Below are 23668 nucleotides of genomic sequence, written 5' to 3' on the forward strand. Positions count from 1 at the left end.
CTACTAATTGAGAGATTTATCGCAAGTTTGTTTGGCTATTTCATACCAGCAATTTTCAGGAGTGGTAGATTTATTACTAAACCCGCATATAATCAGCCTGTCTTTAGCTCTTGTCATTGCAACGTAGAGTAGTCTTATATATTCTTGCAAATCTTTTAATTTTTCAGCTTCTTTCAGTTCTTGCAAAAACTCAGGAGTATCGGCAGCATTAGCAGAGAAAAACATTTCTCCTTTATCATCCCAAATAAATTTATTGCTGCTTATCGGTAAAGTAGTAGAATCGCATAATATAACAATAGGAGTTTCAAGCCCTTTAGAGCCGTGAACAGTCATTACTCTTATTTTGTCTGAATGCTCTATATCACGTTTAATATAGATATCGTTATTCTCAAACCAAGCAACGAATCCTTGCAGTGAATTATCTATATCATTTGCATAGTTTTTGCTTAATGTTAATAGCTCATTTATCATATCATCACTATCATCATCGTAAATCTCTCGTAAATTTAGATTATGTACCACTAAATCAAAGAAGTTCTCAACAATCGATATTTTATAAATTTCAATTAGAGAATCTAACTTATTATATATCTCCTCATGTGAAGAGAGTATATCCCATAAGCTATTCTCACTTTTATTTACAAGAAGTTCGTATAATTGCTGCTCGCTTATTCCAATAATCGGTGATTTGAGTAAACCGGCAAGATTTAAATCATCATCAGGTAGTAACACAAATTTAGCTAATGAAATTAAATCCATTATAGTTAGATTTTCCTTAAGGTTCATTCTATCGCTTACCTCAACTTTAAGCTTAGCTTTGCTAAGTTCTTTGATCAGATTATTACTAAATTCATCTCTCTTTCTGACTAATATCATGAAATCTTTTTCAGATATTCTGTTTGCAGTAGACGGTAAAATTTCTGCGCTTTCTATTTGTTCTTTTATAAAATTTACGATTTTTTCTATGAGTAAATCGGCAGCGGATTTAGAATTTTCATAATCTTCAGGTAGTGCCCAAAAAAGCTCTTCTTGTTTTTCACTCGTCACTAATGGCCAAACCGTTACAGAGCCTTGATGTGTACGAAATGAGGATATTAAAGGATTATTCGAAAGGAATAAACTCGGCTCATTGGATTTTATATTTTTTAAAACATTATAAGTAAATTGTAAAATCTCTGTACATGATCTATAAGAATATTCAAGGGTGATATTTTTGAATTTCTTATTAGCATTTGTAAGATTTGCTTTTAGTCGCTCATTTACTAAGTTGAAATTACGAAGATCAGCCCCTTGAAAACTGAAGATCGATTGTTTATCATCGCCGACTATGAAAACACTATTATTTGGCCTCTCTACAGCATTAAACTCTGTTATTAAAGTAGTAATAATATTCCACTGCGAGGGGCTTGTGTCTTGTGCTTCATCGACAAGAATATGATTTATCTCGCTTTCAAGCTTATGCAGCAACCACTTATGAGTAGTTTTATTATTTAGTAATTTCTCGGTGTAGTAAATTAAATCGTCGTAATCGAGTAAATTATTTTCTTCCTTATATGAATCGTATTTTTTTAAAATAATATGCGCAAGTTTAGTAAGTAAGTTCGTATGATATTCTAGCTCTTCTATGCGACGCAGCTCATCTAATCGGTAAATTTCAGAGGTAATTTTTTCTAGCTCTAGTAATAATTTAGGATATTTCCTTATTAATTCTTTCGATAAAAGGCTTTTTCGTTTTTTCCCATCTTTGGTAAAAAAAATTTCTTTCGGTGCTATCTCCACATCATACTCGGCAAATAAGTTTTTTACCTTATCGTAAATATTATTTAATTCCCCTAACGCTAATCTTTTATTAGATATTTCTTTGGGAATTTGCTTATTTATAAATAACTTTCTGAATTTAATTTTCTGCTCGATTATCTCAGTAAAAATATCTTGCAGAGTTATTTCATGAAATCGGTTAAGTAAAATTTTCATTAAGTCATTATGTTCATCGCTTAAGTAAATTTCGTTTCTGATATTTAGGAAGATATCTTGTAATTTAGTTTCTTCAAGGATTTTAAATTCTGGTGTTATGCCGGCTTCTAAGGGAAAAGTGTTAAGGATTTTTTGACAAAAAGCATGAATTGTATAGATATTTAAAAGCTTATTGCTATTTAGTATTTTATCATATAAAGTTTTTGCGTTTTCTGTGTCTTGCGGCGATGGCTTATTGCCGCTCATTAAGAAAAGTGCTTCTTCTAGTTTCTCGGCGTTGCAAAGAGAAAGATATTTAAGTCTGCTATTAATCCTTACTTGCATCTCTATAGCTGCAGCATTAGTAAAAGTAAGGCATAAAATATTGGAAGGCTCTACGCCCGTTATTAACAGACGTAAAAATCGATCGGTTAGGATTTTGGTTTTACCGGTACCGGCAGATGCCGATACCCAAACGGAGTAATTAGGATCGGATGCTTCTCTTTGTAAGTCACTCATTTATGTATCGATTTTCTACTGTTACCCCGTGGCTTGACCACGGGGTCCAGTCTTTTTAATTATTTTTCTGGATCCCGCTACAAGTTCGCGGGATGACATCCACAGCCATATAACGACGTCGATAAATTACATATATTACGATTAAAGAAATAGCAAGTCCAAACCAAGTTAGGGCGTATTCTAAATGGTCATTTCTGACTGCTGCTAAATGATTTATTGCAAGAGGTAATAAAATATCTAGATTGCTAATATCTTTTCCTTCCGCAATAATATAAAAATTTTCAAGATCTAAGCCTAACACTTTGGATGTTTCTTTTAAATTTAGCGTTAGCCACACATTATTTTTTATATCGTTAGCAGGTAAGTAGATACGAGTTTTTTCTGATGGCATGGTAACACCGATAATCTCGTGCTGCCGGTCGTTTATAGCTTGTGTGATAATATTTTTATTGCGATTACTGAACCAACCTCGTACTACTAAAATAACTTTATCTTCTATAGTTTTAAAAGGAGTAACTAAATAATATCCGTCTTTTTCACTCGACATTGACCTTCTACCGTATAAATATATGTCTTTATTAGGCAAAAATTGACCGGTAATTTTTACTTTGTGATAAGGTAAACCGTCTTGAATTTCTGCTAAATTAATTGCAGGTGAGGTTAGGTTAGCTTGCATTGAAGCTAAAAATAATTTCTTTTCTTTTAAACGACTAAGCTGCCAAAAGCCTAAAGAGATAAGTATTGTAAAGGTTATAAATACAAGAAAATTTGTTTTCATAGATAAGGGGATTGTTGATAATCGTCATTACGAGCGACTAAAAGGAGCGTGGCAATCTCATGAAATAATATAAAATTCCTGAGATTGCCAAGTCGAGGGTTTGCCTCTCCTCGCAATGACGTTTTACTAAGCAGTTTTTAAAATCCTACTGAGAAACTCTTTATGTTTTTGTAGCTCTTCTGTTGTAGGTTTTATAACAATAGTAGTTTGCTCTGTTTTGTTATTTACTTGATTAGTTGCTAAATTATTTATTACGGCAGATTTATCAACCATTTTAAAAGCGGATTGTCTACCGCCCATTAACTCTACATATACTTCTGCAAGTAATGCGGCATCTTTCAAAGCTCCGTGAAGCTGCCTACCTGAATTATCAACTTTAAATCTTTTACATAATGCATCAAGATTATATTTTGAGCCTGGAAATATGCTTCTAGCCATTACTAAAGTATCAATAGTATTTGCTAGTTCCAAGAGTTTAATGTCGGTTCTTTTTAATAATGATAATTCGTGATTTAGAAATTTAATATCGAAAGGAGCATTATGAATAATCAGTTTGCTATCTGAAATAAACTCTAAAAAATCATCGACTATTGTATGAAATAGAGGCTTGTCTTTTAAAAATTCGCCGGATATGCCATGAATTCTATAAGCCTCAAACGGCATATCTCGCTCAGGATTAATATAAAAATGAAAATTCCTGCCTGTTAATACCTTATTTACCATCTCAATAGCACCGATCTCAACGATTCGATGACCTTGTCGTGGGTCAAGTCCCGTAGTCTCGGTATCTAAAATTATTTCTCTTAAACTCGACATTCCAAATCCTTTATTAGCTTCGCTATTTGTTTTTCCAAGTCTAACATATCAACGCCGCTATTTATAGCAAAATCTGCTTTTGCTATTTTGCTCTCTTGTGATAGTTGAATTTCTTTGATTTTATTATAAATTTCTATATCAAACGAAGATCTCGTTATTGCTCTTTGCATTCTTATTTCTTCAGAGCAGTATATTGTTACGATAAAATCAAAATATTTCTCAAATTTAGCTTCATAAAGCAGCGGTATTTCGGCAAAGCCAAATTTGGAATTAGCATTTTCTTTTTTAAATAAAATGAGTTTATCTATTAGTAAGGGGTAAATAAAATTTTGTAGTTTTTGTCTAGCTAGGTCGTTATTGTAAATTAAATTACTGATTTTTCTAATATTGAAAGACTCAAGTTTAGGTAGTAATTTTAAAATCTGAGTTTGCAAAACTACATCTTGATATAATTCTTTTATGCATCTATCGGCACAAAAAATTTTATATCCTTTTTCTGCTAAATAATCCAACATAAAAGTTTTACCCGATGCATAGCTACCGGTAATACCTATTGCTAACATTTTGTTATAAAAATTTTATGTTCATTAGCGAGTTTTATAGTTAATTCCTCTTCGACTATAATTACGTTATTTTTTTGAATCGCTACCCCTTTGTAATTATATTTAGCAAGATTCTTTATAGTATTAGGACCGATCGTCGGCATATCTAGTCTATTATCTTGACCTAATTTCGCTATTTTTACTAATACTCCTCCATGAGGATTTTTACGTAAATCTGCACATCTCGTTATTAAATTATCCGTTCCTTCGGCAGCCTCTATACCAAGTATATAGCCACTTTCAACTATAACCGATTGTGCGATATCGAATGCACTTAGATGATTCAATAATTTTATTCCAAGCTCAATATCATTTTTATCTGAACTTATAGGGTTAGTATCGGTTATAATATTGGAGTTACCTTGTTGATTTTTATATATTTCATTACTTGAAATTACCTTGAAACCGTAACTTTCAAAAAAATCCGCTACTATTTTTAGCAAACTATCATCTCCTCGAATTTTTTGCCCAACTATTTTGAAAAGCAATAAACCGCCTATTTTATCTACGGCTAAATTTTTAAAATTCGGTCTATTAATTCCACCGATAAAAATAATATTTTTTACCTTATGCTCCTTAAAATATTTTATAGCTTCCCCGACCATACCGATTTTTAAAATCTTATATTCAAAATCTTTAATTTGCTCTATATCAGCTTCGTCTTTAATTGCTGCGATATAGCAATTACCGCCTTGCTTTGTATAATTACCTGCTATTAAGTAAGGTAATGAACCTCTGCCAGCGATAATTCCAAGATTTGGTAGCATAATTAAGTTTTTAATTTAGAATTCTAACCATTTATTATAAGTCCATTTTTAATATAAATCTAGAATTCTTATTTTACCTTTACATTTTAATCAAATTAAGGCATAATATTTGGTGCTAATATAGCTATAGTAATAAACGTAATTTAGAATAGAGGTTGCGGACTCGGGGGCAGTACCCGACGCCTCCACCAAAACTTTCTAAATAACTTGCTCCTAAAGGTAATTTGTACGTCGATCCGGTATTCGAATCCTCACGTTACTTGCGTGTACCCTGCGTTCCGTGTCGCCTTCAAATTTCTCTTTATTAGCTACGTCATTTAGAAAAGTTTAAATATGTAATAACTCTTAAAGAGTAGACAATACGAAGTTCATTGAGTATTTTTGGGGGGCGAAATAGGATCGACGTGCCTAATAAAAAGATTGCTTTTACTCGGGATGATTCCGCCGATGGCTTGTGCCATATGGGTCAAAACAAAGAAACGCAAACGATAATAATCGTTCTGTAGGTCGTTTAGCTTTAGCAGCTTAATCCTACGCGGCTGGAGGGTGTGCCGGGCAACAGAAAAACCCTCACTTATACTTGTTTAATTTGAAAAATTGGCATTGCCTAAAAACGGTTGATCTTGTCATTGCAGGCGAACGTAGAGAATGTGGCAATCTCATAAAGTAGGACTTCTGAGATTGTTTCGTCAAAACTTACAGTTTTTCCTTGCAATGACTTAAACTGTTCAAATTAAACTTCGTCGACCTATTTTTATTTATTTTTCTCGTATGAATATTGAATATAAAAAATTTGTGCATGAATATATGCTAGAATTTGTGAAAAAAATTCTAACAAAAATTCAGCATGAAAATTTATATTGGGATCAGTTAATATACATATCGTACAGAACCGATAACCCTGCGGTAATTTTACCTTCAAAAGTTAAACAGGCATATCCGAAACAGATAACAATAGTACTGCAATATCAGTTTGAAAATTTAATAGTAAATGATACGGGCTTTTCTTTAACGGTAAGTTTTGACGGTGTTAAAGAAATAATTTACGTACCTTTTGATGCACTTATTAGCTTTGTTGATTCCAATAATAATTACAGTCTCACTTTTAATCAGTCGTTAAATATACATGAAAATCCTCAACATGAAGAGGCAATAAGTAATAATAAAAGTTATCAGACTTCATCATCTTCAAGTCCAAATGTTATAATGTTAGATAAGTTTCGTAATTCTTCTAAACCTAGTTAATGCATATTATGGATTCAAAAGTAGTGATATATACTGATGGTGCATGTGCGGGTAATCCAGGTCCCGGAGGGTGGGGAGCTTTGCTTCAATTTAATGATACTAGCAAAGAAGTATTTGGGTATGAGTTAGATACGACTAATAATCGTATGGAAATTACGGCAGCACTTGAAGCCTTGAGGATTTTAAAAAAATCTTGTAATATTGAGATTTATACCGATAGTAAATATTTGCAACAAGGAATTACAGCTTGGATTCATAATTGGATAAAAAATAATTGGTGTAAAAGCAACAATGAACCCGTTAAAAATGCCGATTTATGGCAAAAATTATACGCAGAATTGAGTAAACATACTATTATTTGGAAATGGGTAAAAGGTCATGCAAATAATAGCGGTAATATTGCTGCCGATAAACTTGCAGTGCAAGGAAGAGAAACTGCTATAGAAATTTTAAAATGTCGTGGATAGATAAGTTTTTTATTACTTTTTTTCACAAAAAAGTAGGAGAAGATGAGTTTTTGAACCAATATTATGAAAGCCGTAATATTGATTATTTAGGGCGTCCAAGGAGGTTTGTTATTTATAAAAATGTAAATGAACATACAAAAATTCCGCCAAGTTGGCACGCTTGGTTACATCATTTAGTCAATGAGATACCAAAAAATATTCAGCTTTTTCCATGGCAAAAGAATAATAAAATAGTTAAAAAGCTGCCTAAAACATCAAATCTTAAATATAATAGATGGCAACCGTAATTAATTAATAAAATATAAAAAACAATGCAACAGAATATTATTGAAACAATTATAGGCTTTGTAGTATTAATTATTGCTTTGCTATTTTTGATTTTTGCCTACAAAACAGGTAGTTCTATAACTAGCTCAAAAGGATATCAGGTAACTGCTCATTTCCAAAGTGCGGAAGGGATAGCAGTTGGAAGCGACGTAATGATTTCAGGTATAAAAATCGGTAGTGTAAAGCAAATTACTTTAGATCCAAATAGTTTTGATGCAAGTGTATATCTAAATATTAATGATGATGTTAAAATACCTAAAGATTCTAAAGCCCAAGTAGTCACCAGCGGGTTACTTGGAGGTAAATATATTTCAATTGTACCGGGTAATGACGATGAAAATTTAGCGGCTAATGAAGAGATAAAATATACTCAATCAGCAATTAATATTGAATCATTAATTAATAAAATTGTTTCTTCATTCGGTAGTAAGTAGAAGTAATACGAAATAAAAAATCATTAAATTTAGCCGAATCTAGTTTAGATTCGGTTTTTTTATTGTTTAAGCTATTGTAAAGTTCTTATAAGAGGAGCATCGTATAAGTTTTGTAGGCAAAATAATTTGCTTAACAAAATGTAAACTAATAAAGGAGTAAATTATGAAAGAATCAAATTCAAACTCTGCTAAAGCAGATGTCGAAGGTATCAAAAAAGATATTGAAAGCTTAGTGTCAAGATTACGTAATTTAAAAGGTAAATCCGGAGATATTCTAGATGAGCAGTTAGGTAATTTATCATCCCGTTATGGAACATTATAAAGATAAAGGAATGGATAAAGGTAAAGCTAATGTAGTGGATTTATGTGAGTCGACACGTGACCACCATTTGCGGAATCTCGCTTACGCTTTTGGTGCAGGTGTATTGCTCGCTATTCTTATGAAATAGGTAATTCCATGTTAAAATCTCTAATATATGAATTATTAAAAAGTAGCATTAAGCAAGAAGAGAAATCTTATGGCAAATCATTTGTCTATTTTTTTAATATTCTAGGTTTAGTTTTAATAATTATTGCTAATTATTGTTATTGTTCGGATAGTCTGGAATTTTATTTTCTTATGCAAAGCGGAATAATTTCTATTATATCTTCTATGGTTATTGAAACTGTTAGATGTTGTTTAAAATACAAAAATAGATATCGTACTTTAGATTGTTTAAGATCAAAAAGTAGAGAGTTAGTAGAGAGTATCAGTACGTCGTTTACTGACTTGGTCTCAACTAAGACCTTAATAAGATATTTACCTATGATAATTCGCTATGTTTCAAGTACCGTACTGACATTTTTAGTATGTACTTATATTAAAAGAAAATTCTTAAAAAATGTTACATATCCACTTTTAGGTAAGTAGTAATTTATCTCTCGGTTTAGGTAACTCTAAACCGAGCTTTAAATAACTCTGTCTTACTTAAAAATATAGTGTCAATATTAAGCTCTTGATACCGAATTTGGTAAGATTCGCTTATACGACTTCGTTAAGCTCACTCTTAAATTTGTTATTTGAGTGTCTGATTTTGTTTTTGGGAAATCTACATTATCTTAGCCAAGTGTATGAAAGTGTTTAAGCTTTCTTCGTCGTCTTTGGTCATTATATAATGCACTTTGACATATATTTGATTGTGTTGTCCGATATTTTATTTTTCTCTAAAAACGCATATGATTTATGAGTATTGTTATGTTCATCTTGTATACTAAACACTTTATTTACTGTAACTGATTTATCGGATTTTGATATAAAATCATCAATAAAATAGTTTAAAGAATCTCTAAATAATTCGCTTAATTGCTTATCATTTTCAAGTTCTTCATGTGATAACGATCTTGCGGTTTTCAACTTAAAATATGATTTAATCATTTCAAGAGCAGAATATCTATCGCTTATTAAGAATTTTATATAACATTTTTTTATCAAAATATGCAGGTATTATTTTTAAATCCTTATTAATAATTTGCTGTTTGTAATAAGATAATTGACGCATAAACACGATAACAGTAGCTGTAAGACCTGCAACTAAGATAGAGTATAAATTTAGTGATTGAAAAAGCATATTTTGAATATATTTAATTATAACTACTAATGATAGTATAGTATTTTTGCTTTTCAATCTAAAAATGAACCATTATTACTGTATATTATTTATTTTTTCTTTCAATTAGTTTATTTATCACATATCTATCCATGCTAATAAAATAAAGTAAATTTAAAGTACTAATTGTTAGTTTTTTTCTTGCTTTTAACGTTACTATTTGCTGGGGAATACAGTTAAATCTACATAATTACAACTATAAAAAACATCGCAATATATTATAGCTTTTTTCTATCAATTCACGGAATATATTAAGTTGCACTTCCTTTTCTTATTTATCGTGTACAGTGAAATTTTCTATTGACTTTTATATAAAACAGTTAATTTTTTGTAAAGAATTTATGCTAGGCTATGAAAAAGAACAGAGAAGTTTAACAAGCAACCAAAAAGCAGCCACGGGAATTTTATCTACAGCTACTTTTCTTGAGATTTTGATTTAATGTTGTACGTCCATTTAGCAGTATAAATGAATTGTTCTTTCCTAAATATGATGCGAGTGCAGCTGCTCTTCTCTCTGCCTTTACCGTTTGTTCTACCTTTATATTTAGACCACTAGGAGCATATGTTTTTGGTCGAATAGGTGATATAAATTAGGGCGAAAATCTACTGTTATCTACCTTAATGGTTTTATCCTGTATAATTATGGTAAATGCTCCTACTTATGAACAAGTAGGTTATTTTGCTGCTGTATTAATCACAATTTGCCGTGCAATTCAAGGTATAGCTTCTGTAGGTGAAATAGTAGTAGCAGAACTTTATTTAACTGAAATTACAAAACCACCTATACAATATCCCGTAGTGTCTTTTATCGCTGTAGCATCAGTAATTGGGACAACTGTAGCTTTAGCTATAGTATCTTTAGTTACTACTCAAGGATTTAATTGGCGTCTTGCCGTTTGGATAGGTGCAATTATTGCAGTTGTGAGAGGTTACGCTAAAGCTCATCTTAGAGAAACGCCTGATTTTGTAGATGCAAGTGCTAGACTTTTACGAAAATATGAAAAAGCAAATATCGACAAAACAGAATTAAAAAACGATGAGATTTTTTACCAAAAACCTAATAAGAAGACAACTATATATTTTTTCATAATGGTTGTGCTTGGCCCATATTTTCTACTATACTTATATTACTTGTGGTGAAGTTTTAAAGAATGCATTTGGATATAGTGCAGCTCAGGTTATTCATCATAATTTTATTATTTCAATGTTCCACCTAGCTAGTATGTCTTTAATATGTTTTCTAAGTTATAACATATATCCTTTAAAAATTCTTAGAGTAAAATTAGCTTTACTCTTATATTTATTCTATTTGCACCATACCTTTTAAAAAGTACAACTACACCTTTCCTAGCTTCTTTTAATTCAAATAGGTTTGATAATATGTTCATTTGATACTGTTCCTGCTGTTTCAATCTTTTTTTTAGGCTCCGGTTTTTAAACGCTTTACAGTAGTATGATATATGCTGTTTCTAGAGCCTTAATGTGTATAAATCACTTCGTTTGGAATTATATATTTAACAAAATATTTGGGTCAATATGGTTTGTTTGTTGTGATGGTTCCATTACTTATAATTTGTATGTTTGGTCTAAATCATTTTCAAAAGTTGGAAAAAGAAGAAGGTTATTCATAGTGAATAATGATATTTATTTTTGTTGAGAAAATTTATCTTTGCATAAAAACCTATAGCAAATTTCATTAAACTTTTCTTCAATTTCATAACACTCTAAATGTATAGCAACAACTAGAAACTTCTTAAATGTTTCCACAATGATCTGCTTCGCTTTTTCAGGTGATTTAGCTACTAATGTTTGTACATTATGAATACGATCAAATAATTTTATAAGTGCGGTATCCTATCTTTTTTGCTTAATTAATAGGTTTAAGCTTTCCTCGACACTGAGTTGTCCGTGAGGTTTAATTCTAGTTAAACCTTCTACATGTTTTGCTATTTCTTTACCAAAAATTTCGATGATCAGTTTTTCAGTAAGTTCTGTATCCTCAATAGTATAGTGGAAGTAGAGCAGAATTTATAATATTAGAAGTAAAAAGCTTAGGCGCTTCGTCTGCTACAAACTTTGCAAGCATAATCGCTACTTCGATCGGGTGCGAATAATACGGATCACCTGACTGACGCATTTGTGAACCATGATATTTACGAGCGTAGTAGATACCTGTTTTAACTTCCTCTATATCAACAGGATTTTTTACTTTAGTGTTTAAATATTCGAGTTTATCAAGTAGCTTTTTAGCGTAAACACAAATTTCAAACTTTTCTTTCCAAGAGTTTATATCTTCCATAAAAGTTATTTTATTTATATTAATAATAGTTGATTACAATTAAAGCAAAAGTGTAAAAATTGTAATAACAAATAATTTTTAACTTTAAATAGATTAATAGTTTTTGGTTACATTGTATTTAAACAATTTCATTTTGTGTTATTATTTATTTCAAAAAGTTAAAAAACTAGTGAGAATAATAGCAAATGTTATTAATATTAACTTAAGCTCTTTCCTTGCATTGTGAGCTTTTAAACGCTTTTCCTCCTCTTCATCTATTATTCACTCAAGGGTTAAAGTTTCTTCTTCTTTATTTTCCATATTTTAACTCTTATAAATTAGATTATATTATGAATGACAGAGTTTAATCATTTTTAAGAAAAGTAATCTATAAAGTAATTAAAATAAATCAATGACTATAATGATTTAGAGTTGAAAAGATTATCATTACGCTTACGCGGGAATGACATCGGAAGGCTAAATTACAGCATAAAACAACTGCTTTTAGGTGATACCTGCTTTTAATCTTAATTTTTATATTCCAGGATAAACTATAGTATGCTAAGATATTGCTTTTAAAAATAAGTGATTATTAGTGTCAAAATTTTCTTTTAATATTCATCATCAGCATAAAAAAGCTAGAAGCGGTATTATCGTAACCGCACACGGTGAGATGCATACACCCGCGTTTATGCCAGTTGGAACTAGAGGAACGGTTAAGGCAATGCTACCTGAATCGGTAGCAGAAACGGGGGCGGATATATTGCTTGGCAATACTTACCACTTAATGCTTCAGCCGACTGCCGAACGTATAGTACAGCTTGGTGGCTTACATAAATTCATGAATTGGGATAAGCCGATATTAACCGATTCTGGCGGTTTTCAGGTAATGTCGCTATCGAAGTTATGCAAGATAACCGAAGAGGGAGTAAGTTTCAGCTCTCATATTAACGGCGATAAATATATGTTAACTCCTGAGCGTTCTACCGAAATACAATATCTGCTCGGTAGCACAATCACTATGGCTTTTGATGAATGTACGCCTTACCCTGCAACCTTTGAAGAAGCTAAAACTTCTATGCAGCTTACGACTAGATGGGCGAATAGATCACGTAATGCTTTTGTTAAGCGGGAAGGCTATGCACAATTCGGTATTATTCAAGGTAGCGTTTACGAAGAATTACGTGAGCAATCGGCTAAGGATCTAGTAGAACTTGATTTTGAGGGTTATGCTATAGGTGGACTTGCAGTAGGTGAGGGGCAGGAGCTTATGTTTAAAGTACTTGATTATGCTCCTGATTTTCTGCCGCAAAATAAGCCGCGTTATTTAATGGGAGTCGGTAAGCCTGCTGATATTATAGGTGCGGTTAGCAGGGGTATAGATATGTTTGACTGCGTAATCCCGACACGCTCAGGTCGCAACGGTCAGGCTTTTACGAAATACGGTACGGTAAATATCCGCAATAGCAAATATGCCGATGATAACAAGCCGCTAGAACATGATTGCCTATGTCCTGCTTGTAGAAACTATAGTAAAGCTTATCTACATCATTTAGTTAGAATCGGTGAAATACTTGGCTCTATGCTAATGACATGGCATAATTTAACATATTTCCAAAATCTCATGAGCCGTATTAGAGCATATATTAAACTAGGTAAAGATTTTGATTTTGATTCTTAAAGTGACTAGTTATAAAACATGCCTTATTACAAAACGTACTTAAGTAGGTTATGTTATGAAAAAAGTTTGTGCAGATCACACTTCAGTGATTGTAACTAGACAAAAACAAAAACCGGTGGTTATTATGTCGCTTGAAGGTCATAATGCTATGGAGGAAACTATACTTGTTAAAAAGTCCTAAAAATGCTGAAAGACTAAAACGAGCAATTAGCGATTTTGAAGAAAATAAAAATTTTAGGAATTGGATTTGATTGTAAATTAAAATAAAAGTATGAACTACTAATGCAAAATATTGATTTAATATCTGAAGAGGAAGCACAAAAATTACTAGAAGAACTCGCTGATAAAATTGCAGCGTATAACCATGCTTATTATATAGAAGATAATCCTTTAGTTTCTGATAGCGAGTATGATCAGCTATTTAATACCAATCTCAAGTTAGAACAAAAATTTCCTCATTTAATTTTAGAAAATAGTCCTAGCAAAAAAGTAGGGGCTAAAATAGCAAATAAATTTGCTAAAGTTACGCATCAAGTGCCCATGCTATCTCTCAGTAATGCTTTTGATGAGCAAGATGTGAGAGATTTTGTAGACCGTATAAAAATTTTCTTACGCCTTAATGAGTTTGCTCCTATCTTTTGTGAACCTAAAATAGATGGTTTGTCTTTTTCTGCTGTTTATAAATACGGGGTGCTTACAACGGGAGCTACAAGAGGTGACGGATATGTCGGTGAAGATATAACAGCAAATATTAAAACAATCAAAAATTTTCCTCATAAAATAGATAATGTTCCGGAGTTTTTAGAAATACGAGGGGAAATTTATATTGAAAAACAAGATTTTTTAAATCTAAATAAAGAACAAGAAGAGCAGGGCAAGGATAAATTTGCCAATCCTCGTAATGCTGCTGCCGGATCACTTCGTCAGCTTGATGCTTCTATTACGGCTAAAAGACCGCTCAAATATTTTGTATATTCAGGAGGGGTAACTGAACAGAATCTCGCTTCTTCACAAGATCAATTACTTACAAAATTAAAAGAATGCGGCTTTAACATTAATGAAATATCTAAACTTGCGAGTTCTGAAGAAGAAATTTTCGCCTTTTACGAATATCTCAAAACAAATAGAGAAAATTTACCTTATGAAATTGATGGAGTAGTATATAAGCTAAATGATTTTGCACTGCAAAATAGAATGGGCTTTATTGCACGAAGTCCACGCTTTGCTACCGCTCATAAATTTCCTGCAATAATAGGACAAACAAAGTTACTTTCTATTACTGTACAGATTGGTAGAACTGGTACGTTAACGCCGGTAGCCGAACTTGAACCCATAGAAATAGGCGGGGTAACTGTTAGCAGAGCAACATTACATAATTTCCAAGAAATTGCACGAAAAGATTTGCGGATTAAGGATTATGTATTCCTGCAACGTGCTGGTGACGTTATTCCTAAAATCATGGGAGTTGATTTTGATAAACGTCCTAATGATACAACAACGTTTGATACTCCTTTATTTTGTCTGTCATGCAATTCTAAATTGCATTATACGCCTGAAGATATTATTATACGCTGTGATAATGGCCTTAACTGCCCTGCTCAGAATTATGAGCGTATCCGTCATTTTGTATCGAAAAATGCTATGGATATTGAGGGGCTTGGGCGTAAGCAAGTTGAGTTTTTAATAGATAAGGGATTGATTAGTAATCCTTTAGATATTTTCTTTTTAAAAGAAAAAAATGACTCTAGCTTAGCAAAACTTGAAAATATGGATGGATGGGGTAAAAAATCAGTAGAAAATCTTTTTAAAAATATAGAAAAATCAAAAAACGTTAGTTTGCCAAGATTTATATATGCATTAGGCATAAGGCATATCGGTGCACAAAATGCTAAATTACTTGCTAGAGAATTTGGCAGCTATAATAATTTTATAGCTCAAATGGAATTGCTTAGAACAAATGAGCCTGATATTTATCAAAAACTAAACAATTTAGAAGGAATCGGTGATAAGATTTTAGTAGATATTATTGATTTTTTTGATGTTAAAGAAAATATTGAGCTTATCAAAAAACTTGGTGAAATATTAAATATTGAAGATTATAAAGAGACTAGAGAACAGAGTAGTTTAACGGACAAGATAGTCGTATTTACCGGTAGTTTACCGACGATATCTAGAGCAGAAGCTAAAGCAACGGCTGAGAAGCTTGGGGCTAAAGTTGCAGTTGGCGTATCATCGAACACGGATTTAGTTGTAGCCGGCGTTGATGCAGGCAGTAAACTTAAAAAAGCTAAAGAGCTTAATATTAAAATTATTGATGAAGAAGAATGGCTTACGCTTATAAAAAATGTTTAAAGCAAGGCATTGCTAACGAAATGATAGTACATAAAAAACTCGATGTCACTTCCGCGAAAGCGGGAATGACATCGGAAAGCTAAACTACACTATAAAACAACTTTTTCTAGGCAATGCTAAACTTTTTGACAAAGATAGAACAGTTATTACAAAACATATTAATAAAATTCTAAAAGAAAGAAAACTATACAATATAGTATGTACAAATTTTGCACATACTGCCGCTGATGATAAAACATACCAAGTAGAATACTATATTTAGATATGATAATATCAGTAGGATATAGGGTAAATTCTAAGAGAGGGATCGCTTTCAGAAAATGGGCTACTAACTTACTTAAAGAATGTCTAATTAAAGGCTATAGTATTAATCTACACAAATTACTGTAGCTAAATTAGACGAGATGCCTAAATCTACTAATACGAGAAGCCATTAAAAATTATTTACGTGAACTAAAAGAAGATAGAAAAGATGCAGAAACTGCTTTAGCAAGAAGCAATAATAAAAGTGATAAATTACTTACTTCAGCAGAAGCAACGGAATTCTTAAAAAAGAAATATGGTGTATAAAGTATATGCTCTATATCATTCCCGCTTTCGCGGGAATGATATAGAGCCATGCGTGTGAGTTGGTCATAGAAGTGAAATTTATGATTAATTTAAAATGAACTATCGTCATATTTATCATGCAGGCAATTTTGCCGATATAGTCAAACATTTAGTCCTAATTAGTATTTTAGAACAGCTCAAGAAAAAAGAAAAACCTTTTGCGGTTTTAGATGCTTTTACTGGGCTAGGTCTTTACGATTTAAACTCGGAGGCGGCTTCTAAAACTCTAGAAAGCGATACGGGAATTAATAAATTACTGCACGCTACCGATCCTATTCCTCAGCTCTTACAAACTTTTTTAAATATAATAAATATAGCAGGCAAAAGTCACTACCCAGGTTCACCTTTTATAATCAAGCAATTATTAAGACCAAATGATCGCTTAATTGCCTGCGAACTTCATCCAAGCGATTATTTAAGTTTAAAAAAATTATTACCAAATGATACGCATAATATAGATGCTTATAATGCTATCAAAGCTTTGCTACCATTTAAAGAGAATAGAGGATTAATTTTTCTTGATACGCCTTTTGAAGTAAAAAATGAGTTTCAAAAATTACTTGAAGCACTTAAAAAAATTAAGCTACGAGTTCTTAATAATACTGTCTTCATTTGGTATCCTATAAAAGATTTATCTTTAGTCCGTGATTTTTACCATAATTACAAAAATATCGGATTTAAAGAAACTATGATTATTGAATATGAGCTTTTAAATAGTGATAAAAATATGGTAAAGTGTGGGTTAATGTTAATTAACCCTCCAAATATTAGAGGAGAATTAGAGAAATTAACAGAATATTTAAGTGGCACTCTTAATTTGAAATTTACATACATTTATCTTTAATGTCTTTTAAAAAATATATCTTTTTACTGTTTATAGTTTTTCTTGTTCAAGGTTGTAGCAGTATTAAAAAATCTAGTGATACTACGTTACTTGCTACTACTTCATCTCAATTAAAACAAAAATATAAAATCAGCCATGCCGATTTAGTAGTACAGTATGATTTAACAAACAAAAATAGCAAATGTATATATGCAAAAAACTTAGGTCTAATAATTAATAACCCTAAACAAAATAAGATTTTTTTACACAAATTACATAATAAAAACCCGGTAGAATTTAATAAAGCAGCCGAAATAAAAATAGCTAATATAAAGGCAGTTGTAACAAAACTACATTCAAAATATAAGTTTCTCTCTAAACCGGAAGCTAGCTATTTTGCAAAAAAACAAACTCATAGGAATAATATCTCAGAATTAACCAAGCTTGATCAAATAATTAGTACAATACCACTTATGATGCCGGAATATGAGCCGAAAATTACTAGCCATTATGGAACTAGGACCAGTCCTCATAAAAAGAAAAGAAAAAAGAAATGTTTCCATAGCGGTATTGATTTACAAGCTAAAAAAGCAGCACCGATATATGCAGCAGCAAGCGGAATTGTTATAAAAGCCGCTAGAGCACCTGATTACGGGAATTTTGTTGAGATTAAACATGGACGCAAATTTGTTACGAAATATGCTCATTTAAAAGAAATGTCAGTCAAGGAAGGAAATAAAATTAAGCGTGGTCAATTTATCGGTATACAAGGAAGCACTGGTAATGCAACGGGTGAACATTTGCATTTTGAAATTCTGTTAGATAATAAAGCAATCAATCCGTTTGACTTTATTTTTAACTACCATAAATGTTAAACTATGATCAAACTTTTATATCCTGAATTTTGGCAGAAGCGAAATATTATAGCTTATTTGCTTTTGCCTATAAGCTTGATATATCAATTTTTAGGCTATTTACGAGCTAGTTTAGCACGTCCTATTATGTTGCCTGCTAAAGTTATTTGTGTCGGTAATTGTAGCGTAGGAGGTACGGGTAAGACGCAGATAGTAATGTATCTAGCCAAATTACTAAAAGCTAGAAATGTAAGTTTTGTAATAGTAACTAAGGCTTATGGTAGTAACCTTAAAAGTGCAACTACCATACATCAAGGACATACAGCATTAGAGGTAGGAGATGAGGGGGTAATACTTGCAAAGTACGGAGCAGTTATTGCTACTAAAAATATTAAAGAAATTGTGCCGTTAATTAACGAGCTTAAACCTGATATAATAATAGTTGATGATTTCCTACAAAATCCTTATTTTCATAAAGACTTTACTATAGTCTCAGTAGATAGCCAAAGGCTTTTCGGCAACGGTTTTCTAATTCCTGCCGGTCCTTTAAGACAATATCCAAATAAAGCCCTTGATGTAGCTGATTTAATTTTTTTAGTCAGTAGCCACCAAGATAAAATACCGGATATTTTAACTCCTTATGTCAATAAGTTAATAAATGCTCAAATAGTTCCTTCAAATAATATAGATAAAACTAAAAATTATTTTGCTTTTAGCGGTATCGGTAATCCTGAGCGTTTCTTTGCGACTTTAAAAAATTACGGATTAAATATAACCGGTTACAAAATTTTTCCCGATCATTATAATTATTTACAAGCAGATTTAGAAAATTTATATTCATTAGCTAAAGAGCATAATGCTACCTTAGTTACTACAAGAAAAGATCATGTTAAGTTTAATGATTTAAATAATAATATTGTTTGTCTAGATGTAGAATTATCTATAAACCATCCTGATTTATTAAATGAAAAAATTTTTAAAAAAGCTTAGATATTTAATTGAGTATTTTATCGTTGTTATATTCCTGAAAGTAATAGGAATATTCGGTGTAGATAAAGCGGCGGATATTTGTAGTTTTATAGCAAGAAAAGTCGGTATATTATTTGCTGTTAATAAAATTGCTAGACGAAATATTAAAGTAGTATTTGGCGATATGTGTGATGTTGAAAAAATCATAGATCAAACTTGGGATAATTTCGGTAGGTTTATCGGTGAATTTACATATGTTAGCAAGATGGATGAAGCCGAGTTAGAGCGTAGAATCGCAATAATCGGCATAGAAAATATTAAAAAACTTGAAGGACAACCTTTTTTATTATTTAGCGGTCACTTTGCAAATTGGGATATTAGTATTAAGATTCTTCATAAATTTTATCCGAAAGTTGCCGTAATTTATCGTAAAGCAAATAACCCGTATGTTAACAAGTTGGTTAATGAAAGTCGTGCCGGTGATAAATTAAGACTTATACCGAAAGGTCCTGAAGGTAGCAGAGCTTTAGTCAGGGCTATCAAGAAGAGTGAATCTATTGTTATGCTTGTTGATCAAAAAATGAACGATGGAATTGAAGTGCCTTTTTTAGGGCATCCTGCTATGACTGCAAGCGCCATCGCTAAAATTGCTTTGCAGTATAAATATCCAATTATACCTTGCCAAATCATTAGAACTAAAGGTAGTTATTTTAAAGTAATAGTTCACCCGCAATTAAAGTTTGAGCAAACTGGCGATAATAAAGCCGATTGCTATAATATTATGCTTAATATTAATCAAATGCTAGGAGAATGGGTTAAGCAAAATCCTGCTCAATGGTTTTGGTTTCACAATAGATGGAAGAAATGAAACGTCATTGCGAGCAGCCGTAGGCTGCGTGGCAATCTCGTCAAATATCCTGAGATTGCTTCGTCAATTGCTATGCAATTTCCTCGCAATGACAAAAAAATGAGCCACGGTATGACATTTTAAGAAAGCATAGTCCGTAATTTCTCAAGTACTTCTTGAGCGTGATTTTTAGCATTTACCGACCGCCAAATATGCTTAACTATGCCTTCCTTATCAAGTAAAAACGTAGCTCTATCAATACCCATATATTTTTTACCGAACATTGATTTTTCTATCCATACCCCTAATTGTTCGCATAAATTTGAATTTGTATCAGAGGCTAAATCAAATCCTAAACTATATTTTTCTTTAAATTTATCATGAGAGTCAAGCTTATCTTTGGATACTCCGATAATTACCGTATTAAGTTTATCGAATTCCGGTTTTAGTTTGTTAAAATCTTGTGCTTCAATAGTACATCCAGGTGTATCGTCTTTCGGATAAAAATATAATATTACGAATTTTCCTTTTAAATCCGATAGTTTAATTACGTTATCTTGACCTATGTGTAAAGATAAATCAGGAAGTTTTTTTCCTAGTTCTAATGTCATAACACCCTCAAATTTATTTGATACAATAACTATATATTCAATATGTACTTTTTAAAATTGCTTTTTATAATTATATTATTTATGATACCGGTATATAATACTTAAGTTTAATTTTTATTAACTATTTCAATAAAGAGGTTTTATAAGAACTATAAGTGAAGCACTTGAAGAATTACATTAAAATTTTAAGGACTCTGCTAAAATTATTACTGTCGATTTTAATAAAAAATGTCATGAAGTAGCAGATAAATTATCCGTCAAAATTAATGATTTAGAGGAATATGCTAAGGATAGTAAAGACCATTCTTTAGAAACTATAAAAGCGCAATATAAAAATTTAACGAAAGAGTTACAGGATTATCAGAAAATTAAAGATGATAAAGTGGAAGAATATAGACAGACTCTTGTGAAAAAACTTGATGATTTAAGTAAGAAAGTTGAACAATATAATAATAAACATAAATAATTGGAGAATATAATGAAAAAATTTTTAATAACATTAGGTGCTACCGCTACTTTATTATTAACACCTAGTATTTTTGCAGATTTGCCTACCAAGGATGAAACAAAAGCAAATGAAGTGCAAACTGAAGAAGTAGCTACAAGCAGTACAAAAACAATTACCGAAAACTTACAGGAATTAAAAGACAATTTAACAAACCTAGCACAAACGGGAGCCGATAAATTTAATCAGACCTTAAGCAATACTTATGATCAGATAGCCCAAAGCGTTACAGAGATAAAAAAGAATGTGAAAGATCAGAAAGATAAAAAAGGTGAAGAACTGCAAAAATCTATAGATGCTGTAAAAGCAAAAATGGAAGATTATAAAAAAGCAGGCAGCAAGAAGCAAGAAAAAATACGTCAGCACCTAGTGGATAAATTAGAAGAGCTAAATAAAAATATTAACGAATATAATAACGATAAAGAAAAAGCAAATTCGTAATTTTTTAACGTCATTGCGAGGAGATGCGTAGCATCGACTCGGCAATCTCATGAAGTAGGATCAACTCCTGAGATTGCTTCGTCGAAACTTATAGTTTCTCCTCGCAATGACTGCAGACAATATACCCTTAAAAACCGGTATTATTTATGACTATTACCAAAGCAAAAATTGCAGCTATGTTAAGCTCTAAATTGGGTTTTTCAAATAATTTATGCGAGGAAATAGTTCATACGGTTTTTTCTAATATTTTAGAAATAGCAAAAGAGCAAAAATTAACTTTAAAGAATTTTGGTAGCTTTGAGGTGAAACAAAAAAATCCACGTCCCGGAATAAATTTTCATACCAAAGCACCGGTAATTATAGAATCAAAAAAGCATTTACGTTTTGTCCCTTCTTCTAAATTAAAAGCTTTAATTAATGAATCTACTCGATGAACTTCGTTATAATTTGTTGGCTTGTGGCATGTCTCGGAAAATGCTTTTTATGTCATTCCCGCGAAAGCAGGAATCCAGTAAAACCTATAAAAAACTTGTTTTTTTAGGTTTATTTTGTCAATAATGTGTATCAATATTAAGGTTATTTTTGGGACTCCCGCCTACGCGGGAATGACATAAAACGAGCCATGCAACAAAATCTGTATTCGGAGTATATGACAAACAATAAGCTAACAAAAAAATATTATTCTGCTAGTGAAGTGATTAAGCATTTAAATATTGCTTTACATCAATTAAGATATCTAGAGACAAAAAGCCCTGATTTATCTAATTATAAAATAAATAATAGAAAATATTATACTGCTAATGATATTGATCTACTCCAAAAATCTTTAAATAAAGATATTACATCTCTTTCTACCGCTAGAATCGATATATTACTTACCAATTTCCATAATTTGTCTCTTCAAATAAAAAAAATTCTTGCCGATTCCTCGATGACGTGCGTATAGTACTTGTCGTATCACGTTTTAAAGAAAAGAACATATTATGACAATAAGACAAATGGTAAAGCCAGTAATTATAGGTATATCTGGTCCTGAATTAACCGATGCCGAAAGAGAATTATTTGAAGAGCATAATCCTTTAGGTGTAGTTTTATTCCGTCGTAATATTAGAAAAAATGATAACGGTGCGCAGGCTAAAGAAGCCCTTATTAAGCTTATTGCAGATATAAAAGAAGTATTAGGGGAAAATACTATCATCTCTATAGATCAAGAAGGCGGTAGGGTACAAAGGCTTATAGCACCGACTTTTTATGACGCTCCGGCTGCTCAAACTTTTACTGATCCCCAAGTATGTAAAAAAAATTATAGTGATATTGCGAAAGAGCTGAGAGAAGTAGGCATTAATCTAGATTTTGCACCGGTAGCGGATTTGCTCCACGAAGGAGCAGACAAGATAGTCGGCGATAGAAGTTTCGGCGGGGAGCCGGAAGTAGTCGTGCCTTTATGTTTAGCTGCTATAGACGGATTACAAGAAGAGAAAGTCGGGGCTTGTATAAAACATATTCCGGGCCATGGTAGAGCTACGGTGGATAGCCATAAAAAATTACCGATTGTCGATGTTGATATAGAAGAGTTAGCAAAAACAGACTTTAAAGTATTTAAGGAGCTCGCGAAGCACGATAATATTAAACTTGCTATGACGGCACATATAATTTATAAAGCTCTTGATCCTGAGAATCCTGCCACCCTATCAAAAAAAGTGATAGACTATATTAAAAATAATATCGGCTTTAAAGGGCTTATTATTTCCGATGCAATAGATATGAAAGCTTTAAGCGGTAGTATGGCAGATATGACCAAAGAAGTTTTAGATGCAGGCGTAGATATAGTGCTTGAATGTACCGGAGAATTTAACAAAATGTCTGAAGTTCTATGTAGTGTTTCGGAAAGTTCTATAGATAAATTTTCTGACTTGTTTATTGCGTAATGCTATTATTCATTTAATGTCATACCGCGGCTCGACCGCGGTATCTTAGGACACAGTCTGTGATGTAAGATCCCGTGGTCATAAAGCCACCACGGGATGACAACGGAACTGCACAACGGCAGGTATTTAGCCGTAAAATGGCTATTAAGGAACTTATCCAATTAATCTAAGTTAAAATTAATTAAACAATTATATTGAAAAAATTTATTTTTACTA

General features: G+C 31.8%; 27 protein-coding genes, 1 other RNA gene and 2 pseudogenes. 21 read left to right on the plus strand and 9 right to left on the minus strand.

Annotated elements, in window-relative coordinates; genetic code table 11:
• Positions 1–3: 3 nt before the first annotated feature.
• From WSW_RS0104225 to WSW_RS0104245, 5 genes are all read right to left on the minus strand, one after another.
• Positions 4–2472 carry a UvrD-helicase domain-containing protein gene (locus WSW_RS0104225; RefSeq protein WP_016917203.1) on the minus strand — a complete coding sequence of 823 codons (2469 nt, stop codon included), beginning with the start codon at positions 2470–2472 and terminating at the stop codon, positions 4–6.
• Positions 2473–2527: 55 nt separating this feature from the next.
• Positions 2528–3250, minus strand: a complete 723-nt coding sequence (locus WSW_RS0104230; RefSeq protein WP_016917204.1) for an SURF1 family protein — start codon at positions 3248–3250, stop codon at positions 2528–2530.
• A gap of 126 nt (positions 3251–3376) precedes the next feature.
• Complete coding sequence (gene dnaQ, locus WSW_RS0104235; RefSeq protein ID WP_016917205.1) at positions 3377–4066, minus strand: DNA polymerase III subunit epsilon; 690 nt, start codon at positions 4064–4066, stop codon at positions 3377–3379.
• Positions 4054–4629, minus strand: coding sequence for a dephospho-CoA kinase (gene coaE / locus WSW_RS0104240; protein ID WP_016917206.1), 576 nt, complete (start codon positions 4627–4629; stop codon positions 4054–4056). Before coaE ends, dnaQ begins: the two co-directional genes overlap by 13 nt.
• The gene (locus WSW_RS0104245; protein ID WP_016917207.1) at positions 4623–5435 is read right to left on the minus strand and encodes an LpxI family protein; all 813 of its coding nucleotides are present in this window, start codon (positions 5433–5435) and stop codon (positions 4623–4625) included. The genes coaE and WSW_RS0104245 overlap by 7 nt, the downstream gene beginning before the upstream one ends.
• Before the next feature lie 74 nt (positions 5436–5509).
• On the opposite strand from WSW_RS0104245, the gene ssrA reads away from it, so the two are divergent.
• The 7 genes and pseudogenes from ssrA to WSW_RS0104275 all read left to right on the plus strand — a co-directional run bounded on the left by ssrA (position 5510) and on the right by WSW_RS0104275 (position 8818).
• Positions 5510–6010: a transfer-messenger RNA gene (gene ssrA, locus WSW_RS1000000110685) on the plus strand.
• A 196-nt stretch (positions 6011–6206) separates the two neighbouring features.
• Complete coding sequence (locus WSW_RS0104250; RefSeq protein ID WP_016917208.1) at positions 6207–6680, plus strand: ClpXP protease specificity-enhancing factor SspB; 474 nt, start codon at positions 6207–6209, stop codon at positions 6678–6680.
• Positions 6680–7147 (plus strand): ribonuclease HI, encoded by a 468-nt coding sequence (gene rnhA, locus WSW_RS0104255; protein ID WP_004997577.1) that lies wholly within the window; start codon positions 6680–6682, stop codon positions 7145–7147. The genes WSW_RS0104250 and rnhA overlap by 1 nt, the downstream gene beginning before the upstream one ends.
• On the plus strand, positions 7135–7434 hold the full coding sequence (locus WSW_RS0104260; RefSeq protein WP_016917209.1) for an NADH-ubiquinone oxidoreductase subunit NDUFA12 family protein: 300 nt from the start codon (positions 7135–7137) through the stop codon (positions 7432–7434). Before rnhA ends, WSW_RS0104260 begins: the two co-directional genes overlap by 13 nt.
• A 24-nt stretch (positions 7435–7458) precedes the next feature.
• Positions 7459–7908: an outer membrane lipid asymmetry maintenance protein MlaD gene (mlaD, locus tag WSW_RS0104265; protein WP_004997581.1), complete on the plus strand. Its 450-nt coding sequence runs from the start codon at positions 7459–7461 to the stop codon at positions 7906–7908.
• A 163-nt stretch (positions 7909–8071) separates the two neighbouring features.
• Positions 8072–8357: pseudogene (locus WSW_RS1000000113930) on the plus strand (hypothetical protein).
• 8 nt (positions 8358–8365) lie between these two features.
• Positions 8366–8818 carry a hypothetical protein gene (locus WSW_RS0104275; RefSeq protein WP_016917210.1) on the plus strand — a complete coding sequence of 151 codons (453 nt, stop codon included), beginning with the start codon at positions 8366–8368 and terminating at the stop codon, positions 8816–8818.
• Positions 8819–8996: 178 nt separating this feature from the next.
• Here WSW_RS0104275 and WSW_RS1000000109425 read toward each other — a convergent pair.
• Positions 8997–9515: pseudogene (locus WSW_RS1000000109425) on the minus strand (hypothetical protein).
• 380 nt (positions 9516–9895) lie between these two features.
• On the opposite strand from WSW_RS1000000109425, the gene WSW_RS1000000113060 reads away from it, so the two are divergent.
• Positions 9896–9994, plus strand: coding sequence for a proline/betaine transporter (locus tag WSW_RS1000000113060; protein ID WP_238528505.1), 99 nt, complete (start codon positions 9896–9898; stop codon positions 9992–9994).
• A 202-nt stretch (positions 9995–10196) separates the two neighbouring features.
• Positions 10197–10694 (plus strand): MFS transporter, encoded by a 498-nt coding sequence (locus WSW_RS1000000113065; protein WP_238528507.1) that lies wholly within the window; start codon positions 10197–10199, stop codon positions 10692–10694.
• Between the two features lie 859 nt (positions 10695–11553).
• On the opposite strand, the gene WSW_RS0104290 is transcribed toward WSW_RS1000000113065, so the two are convergent.
• On the minus strand, positions 11554–11853 hold the full coding sequence (locus WSW_RS0104290; RefSeq protein WP_029374990.1) for a bifunctional (p)ppGpp synthetase/guanosine-3',5'-bis(diphosphate) 3'-pyrophosphohydrolase: 300 nt from the start codon (positions 11851–11853) through the stop codon (positions 11554–11556).
• 574 nt (positions 11854–12427) lie between these two features.
• Here WSW_RS0104290 and tgt point away from each other — a divergent pair.
• The 4 genes from tgt (at position 12428) to rhuM (ending at position 16255) form a co-directional block, all read left to right on the plus strand.
• Positions 12428–13513, plus strand: coding sequence for a tRNA guanosine(34) transglycosylase Tgt (tgt, locus tag WSW_RS0104295; RefSeq protein ID WP_016917211.1), 1086 nt, complete (start codon positions 12428–12430; stop codon positions 13511–13513).
• A 55-nt stretch (positions 13514–13568) separates the two neighbouring features.
• Positions 13569–13694, plus strand: a complete 126-nt coding sequence (locus WSW_RS1000000113615; protein ID WP_016917212.1) for a hypothetical protein — start codon at positions 13569–13571, stop codon at positions 13692–13694.
• Positions 13695–13795: 101 nt separating this feature from the next.
• Positions 13796–15865 (plus strand): NAD-dependent DNA ligase LigA, encoded by a 2070-nt coding sequence (gene ligA / locus WSW_RS0104305; protein ID WP_016917213.1) that lies wholly within the window; start codon positions 13796–13798, stop codon positions 15863–15865.
• Positions 15866–16129: 264 nt separating this feature from the next.
• Entirely contained in the window at positions 16130–16255 is a 126-nt protein-coding gene (gene rhuM / locus WSW_RS1000000110720) for a RhuM family protein (RefSeq protein WP_083832936.1), read from the plus strand.
• A gap of 50 nt (positions 16256–16305) precedes the next feature.
• Here rhuM and WSW_RS1000000112310 read toward each other — a convergent pair whose 3' ends face one another.
• The gene (locus WSW_RS1000000112310) at positions 16306–16485 is read right to left on the minus strand and encodes a hypothetical protein (RefSeq protein ID WP_016917214.1); all 180 of its coding nucleotides are present in this window, start codon (positions 16483–16485) and stop codon (positions 16306–16308) included.
• Between the two features lie 44 nt (positions 16486–16529).
• Here WSW_RS1000000112310 and rlmJ point away from each other — a divergent pair, with 44 nt between their 5' ends.
• From rlmJ to WSW_RS0104330, 4 genes are read left to right on the plus strand one after another with little or no spacing between them, the layout of a single operon-like run.
• Positions 16530–17318: a 23S rRNA (adenine(2030)-N(6))-methyltransferase RlmJ gene (gene rlmJ, locus WSW_RS0104315; protein WP_016917215.1), complete on the plus strand. Its 789-nt coding sequence runs from the start codon at positions 16530–16532 to the stop codon at positions 17316–17318.
• A complete protein-coding gene (locus tag WSW_RS0104320) occupies positions 17318–18172 on the plus strand; it encodes a M23 family metallopeptidase (protein WP_016917216.1) in 855 nt (284 codons plus the stop codon). The genes rlmJ and WSW_RS0104320 overlap by 1 nt, the downstream gene beginning before the upstream one ends.
• Before the next feature lie 3 nt (positions 18173–18175).
• Positions 18176–19141 carry a tetraacyldisaccharide 4'-kinase gene (gene lpxK / locus WSW_RS0104325; protein WP_016917217.1) on the plus strand — a complete coding sequence of 322 codons (966 nt, stop codon included), beginning with the start codon at positions 18176–18178 and terminating at the stop codon, positions 19139–19141.
• The gene (locus tag WSW_RS0104330; protein WP_016917218.1) at positions 19116–19988 is read left to right on the plus strand and encodes a lipid A biosynthesis lauroyl acyltransferase; all 873 of its coding nucleotides are present in this window, start codon (positions 19116–19118) and stop codon (positions 19986–19988) included. The genes lpxK and WSW_RS0104330 overlap by 26 nt, the downstream gene beginning before the upstream one ends.
• 119 nt (positions 19989–20107) lie before the next feature.
• Here WSW_RS0104330 and bcp read toward each other — a convergent pair whose 3' ends face one another.
• On the minus strand, positions 20108–20578 hold the full coding sequence (gene bcp, locus WSW_RS0104335; RefSeq protein ID WP_016917219.1) for a thioredoxin-dependent thiol peroxidase: 471 nt from the start codon (positions 20576–20578) through the stop codon (positions 20108–20110).
• A gap of 478 nt (positions 20579–21056) precedes the next feature.
• On the opposite strand from bcp, the gene WSW_RS0104345 reads away from it, so the two are divergent.
• The 4 genes from WSW_RS0104345 to nagZ all read left to right on the plus strand — a co-directional run bounded on the left by WSW_RS0104345 (position 21057) and on the right by nagZ (position 23452).
• Positions 21057–21524, plus strand: a complete 468-nt coding sequence (locus WSW_RS0104345) for a hypothetical protein (protein ID WP_016917220.1) — start codon at positions 21057–21059, stop codon at positions 21522–21524.
• Positions 21525–21670: 146 nt separating this feature from the next.
• Positions 21671–21958 (plus strand): HU family DNA-binding protein, encoded by a 288-nt coding sequence (locus WSW_RS0104350; RefSeq protein ID WP_004997606.1) that lies wholly within the window; start codon positions 21671–21673, stop codon positions 21956–21958.
• A 215-nt stretch (positions 21959–22173) separates the two neighbouring features.
• The gene (locus WSW_RS0104355) at positions 22174–22470 is read left to right on the plus strand and encodes a MerR family transcriptional regulator (protein WP_014364966.1); all 297 of its coding nucleotides are present in this window, start codon (positions 22174–22176) and stop codon (positions 22468–22470) included.
• Positions 22471–22507: 37 nt separating this feature from the next.
• Positions 22508–23452: a beta-N-acetylhexosaminidase gene (gene nagZ, locus WSW_RS0104360; RefSeq protein ID WP_016917221.1), complete on the plus strand. Its 945-nt coding sequence runs from the start codon at positions 22508–22510 to the stop codon at positions 23450–23452.
• Positions 23453–23668 lie beyond the last annotated feature (216 nt).

The sequence above is a fragment of the Rickettsia honei RB genome, assembly GCF_000263055.1.
Lineage (GTDB): Bacteria > Pseudomonadota > Alphaproteobacteria > Rickettsiales > Rickettsiaceae > Rickettsia > Rickettsia rickettsii.

Excerpts from the sequence above, each read along its gene's own strand:
- WSW_RS0104225 (WP_016917203.1), bottom strand. The coding sequence starts at position 2,472 with ATGAGTGACTTACAAAGAGAAGCATCCGATCCTAATTACTCCGTTTGG.
- WSW_RS0104230 (WP_016917204.1), bottom strand. The coding sequence starts at position 3,250 with ATGAAAACAAATTTTCTTGTATTTATAACCTTTACAATACTTATCTCT.
- dnaQ (WP_016917205.1), bottom strand. The coding sequence starts at position 4,066 with ATGTCGAGTTTAAGAGAAATAATTTTAGATACCGAGACTACGGGACTT.
- coaE (WP_016917206.1), bottom strand. The coding sequence starts at position 4,629 with ATGTTAGCAATAGGTATTACCGGTAGCTATGCATCGGGTAAAACTTTT.
- WSW_RS0104245 (WP_016917207.1), bottom strand. The coding sequence starts at position 5,435 with ATGCTACCAAATCTTGGAATTATCGCTGGCAGAGGTTCATTACCTTAC.
- WSW_RS0104250 (WP_016917208.1), top strand. The coding sequence starts at position 6,207 with ATGAATATTGAATATAAAAAATTTGTGCATGAATATATGCTAGAATTT.
- rnhA (WP_004997577.1), top strand. The coding sequence starts at position 6,680 with ATGCATATTATGGATTCAAAAGTAGTGATATATACTGATGGTGCATGT.
- WSW_RS0104260 (WP_016917209.1), top strand. The coding sequence starts at position 7,135 with ATGTCGTGGATAGATAAGTTTTTTATTACTTTTTTTCACAAAAAAGTA.
- mlaD (WP_004997581.1), top strand. The coding sequence starts at position 7,459 with ATGCAACAGAATATTATTGAAACAATTATAGGCTTTGTAGTATTAATT.
- WSW_RS0104275 (WP_016917210.1), top strand. The coding sequence starts at position 8,366 with ATGTTAAAATCTCTAATATATGAATTATTAAAAAGTAGCATTAAGCAA.
- WSW_RS1000000113060 (WP_238528505.1), top strand. The coding sequence starts at position 9,896 with ATGCTAGGCTATGAAAAAGAACAGAGAAGTTTAACAAGCAACCAAAAA.
- WSW_RS1000000113065 (WP_238528507.1), top strand. The coding sequence starts at position 10,197 with ATGGTAAATGCTCCTACTTATGAACAAGTAGGTTATTTTGCTGCTGTA.
- WSW_RS0104290 (WP_029374990.1), bottom strand. The coding sequence starts at position 11,853 with ATGGAAGATATAAACTCTTGGAAAGAAAAGTTTGAAATTTGTGTTTAC.
- WSW_RS1000000113615 (WP_016917212.1), top strand. The coding sequence starts at position 13,569 with ATGAAAAAAGTTTGTGCAGATCACACTTCAGTGATTGTAACTAGACAA.
- ligA (WP_016917213.1), top strand. The coding sequence starts at position 13,796 with ATGCAAAATATTGATTTAATATCTGAAGAGGAAGCACAAAAATTACTA.
- rhuM (WP_083832936.1), top strand. The coding sequence starts at position 16,130 with ATGATAATATCAGTAGGATATAGGGTAAATTCTAAGAGAGGGATCGCT.
- WSW_RS1000000112310 (WP_016917214.1), bottom strand. The coding sequence starts at position 16,485 with ATGGCTCTATATCATTCCCGCGAAAGCGGGAATGATATAGAGCATATA.
- rlmJ (WP_016917215.1), top strand. The coding sequence starts at position 16,530 with ATGAACTATCGTCATATTTATCATGCAGGCAATTTTGCCGATATAGTC.
- WSW_RS0104320 (WP_016917216.1), top strand. The coding sequence starts at position 17,318 with ATGTCTTTTAAAAAATATATCTTTTTACTGTTTATAGTTTTTCTTGTT.
- lpxK (WP_016917217.1), top strand. The coding sequence starts at position 18,176 with ATGATCAAACTTTTATATCCTGAATTTTGGCAGAAGCGAAATATTATA.
- WSW_RS0104330 (WP_016917218.1), top strand. The coding sequence starts at position 19,116 with ATGAAAAAATTTTTAAAAAAGCTTAGATATTTAATTGAGTATTTTATC.
- bcp (WP_016917219.1), bottom strand. The coding sequence starts at position 20,578 with ATGACATTAGAACTAGGAAAAAAACTTCCTGATTTATCTTTACACATA.
- WSW_RS0104345 (WP_016917220.1), top strand. The coding sequence starts at position 21,057 with ATGAAAAAATTTTTAATAACATTAGGTGCTACCGCTACTTTATTATTA.
- WSW_RS0104350 (WP_004997606.1), top strand. The coding sequence starts at position 21,671 with ATGACTATTACCAAAGCAAAAATTGCAGCTATGTTAAGCTCTAAATTG.
- WSW_RS0104355 (WP_014364966.1), top strand. The coding sequence starts at position 22,174 with ATGACAAACAATAAGCTAACAAAAAAATATTATTCTGCTAGTGAAGTG.
- nagZ (WP_016917221.1), top strand. The coding sequence starts at position 22,508 with ATGACAATAAGACAAATGGTAAAGCCAGTAATTATAGGTATATCTGGT.